This window comes from Roseateles sp., assembly GCF_049240545.1.
In the GTDB taxonomy this organism is placed as follows: Bacteria; Pseudomonadota; Gammaproteobacteria; order Burkholderiales; family Burkholderiaceae_C; genus Paucibacter_A.
In genome coordinates this window covers 1-1,296 of sequence record NZ_JBMLSK010000325.1, presented here as the reverse complement: position 1 = coordinate 1,296, position 1,296 = coordinate 1, and the positions used below count along the sequence as shown (strand labels likewise).

Genomic DNA, 1,296 nt, shown 5'->3' with positions numbered 1-1,296 from the left:
ACATCGACCCACGGCGTAACGCGCTTGCTGCTTGGATGCCCGAGGCATAGACTGTACAAAAAAACAGTCATAACAAGCCATGAAAACCGCCACTGCGCCGTTACCACCGCTGCGTTCGGTCAAGGTTCTGGACCAGTTGCGTGAGCGCATACGCTACTTGCATTACAGCTTACGAACCGAACAGGCTTATGTCCACTGGGTTCGTGCCTTCATCCGTTTCCACGGTGTGCGTCACCCGGCAACCTTGGGCAGCAGCGAAGTCGAGGCATTTCTGTCCTGGCTGGCGAACGAGCGCAAGGTTTCGGTCTCCACGCATCGTCAGGCATTGGCGGCCTTGCTGTTCTTCTACGGCAAGGTGCTGTGCACGGATCTGCCCTGGCTTCAGGAGATCGGAAGACCTCGGCCGTCGCGGCGCTTGCCGGTGGTGCTGACCCCGGATGAAGTGGTTCGCATCCTCGGTTTTCTGGAAGGCGAGCATCGTTTGTTCGCCCAGCTTCTGTATGGAACGGGCATGCGGATCAGTGAGGGTTTGCAACTGCGGGTCAAGGATCTGGATTTCGATCACGGCACGATCATCGTGCGGGAGGGCAAGGGCTCCAAGGATCGGGCCTTGATGTTACCCGAGAGCTTGGCACCCAGCCTGCGCGAGCAGCTGTCGCGTGCACGGGCATGGTGGCTGAAGGACCAGGCCGAGGGCCGCAGCGGCGTTGCGCTTCCCGACGCCCTTGAGCGGAAGTATCCGCGCGCCGGGCATTCCTGGCCGTGGTTCTGGGTTTTTGCGCAGCACACGCATTCGACCGATCCACGGAGCGGTGTCGTGCGTCGCCATCACATGTATGACCAGACCTTTCAGCGCGCCTTCAAACGTGCCGTAGAACAAGCAGGCATCACGAAGCCCGCCACACCGCACACCCTCCGCCACTCGTTCGCGACGGCCTTGCTCCGCAGCGGTTACGACATTCGAACCGTGCAGGATCTGCTCGGCCATTCCGACGTCTCTACGACGATGATTTACACGCATGTGCTGAAAGTTGGCGGTGCCGGAGTGCGCTCACCGCTTGATGCGCTGCCGCCCCTCACTAGTGAGAGGTAGGGCAGCGCAAGTCAATCCTGGCGGATTCACTACCCCTGCGCGAAGGCCATCGGTGCCGCATCGAACGGCCGGTTGCGGAAAGTCCTCCCTGCGTCCGCTGATGGCCGGCAGCAGCCCGTCGTTGCCTGATGGATCCAACCCCTCCGCTGCTATAGTGCAGTCGGCTTCTGACGTTCAGTGCAGCCGTCTTCTGAAAACGACAG

Annotated in this window: 1 protein-coding gene; it reads left to right on the top strand. The window is 60.9% G+C overall.

Features of this window, described 5'->3' with window-relative positions:
- Nucleotides 1-79 precede the first annotated feature (79 nt).
- Entirely contained in the window at nucleotides 80-1,093 is a 1,014-nt protein-coding gene (intI1, locus tag ACOVRJ_RS20135; RefSeq protein WP_000845048.1) for a class 1 integron integrase IntI1, read from the top strand.
- Nucleotides 1,094-1,296: the final 203 nt, after the last annotated feature.